This window comes from Vibrio sp. Y176 (assembly GCF_033438945.1).
The window spans coordinates 1-798 of the sequence record NZ_JAWOQS010000357.1; the positions used below are offsets into that span (position 1 = coordinate 1).

Below are 798 nucleotides of genomic sequence, written 5' to 3' on the forward strand. Positions count from 1 at the left end.
GCAGAATAAACATGGTGAGTACGGCATGGCCGCGCGCAAGACGTTGATCGATGATCTGCGTGATGAAATTCAAGCAGAAGGAGGCAGCGTGCTGTTGCTGTCTGGTGGTGATATTAATACCGGCGTTCCTGAATCTGATTTACAAGACGCTGAACCAGATTTCAAAGGCATGAGTAAGATTGGCTACGACGCGATGGCGTTAGGCAATCACGAATTTGATAATCCGCTAGACGTGCTATTCAAACAGCAAGATTGGGCTAACTTCCCAATGCTGTCAGCCAACATCTACGACAAAAAAACGGGCAAGCGTTTATTCCAACCTTACGCGATGTTCAATAAGCAAGGCATTAAAATTGCGGTTATTGGTCTGACAACAGAAGATACCGCGAAGTTGGGAAATCCTGAGTTTATCGGTCAAGTGGACTTCCGCGACCCGAAAGCGGAAGCGAAAGAGCTGATTGCAGAACTGAAAAAAACAGAAAATCCGGATCTGATTTTCGCTGTTACGCACATGGGTCACTACGAAAATGGCAACCGTGCCATCAATGCGCCTGGTGATGTAGCTTTGGCGCGTTACCTTAATGAAGGCGATTTGGACATGATTGTGGGTGGTCACTCACAAGAGCCCGTTTGTATGGAAGGTCCTAACGTTATCAAAAAGAACTTTAAACCGGGTGATGAGTGTCAGCCAGACCAACAAAACGGTACTTACATTGTTCAGGCGCATGAGTGGGGTAAATATGTTGGCCGTGCCGATTACGAATTCCGTAACGGCGAACTATCAATGGTGAGCTACGA

Annotated in this window: 1 protein-coding gene; it reads left to right on the forward strand. The window is 46.9% G+C overall.

Going from position 1 to position 798, the window contains the following annotated elements:
* A partial coding sequence (locus tag R7O13_RS26050; protein ID WP_318305097.1) for a metallophosphoesterase occupies positions 1–798 on the forward strand: 798 nt, incomplete at both ends.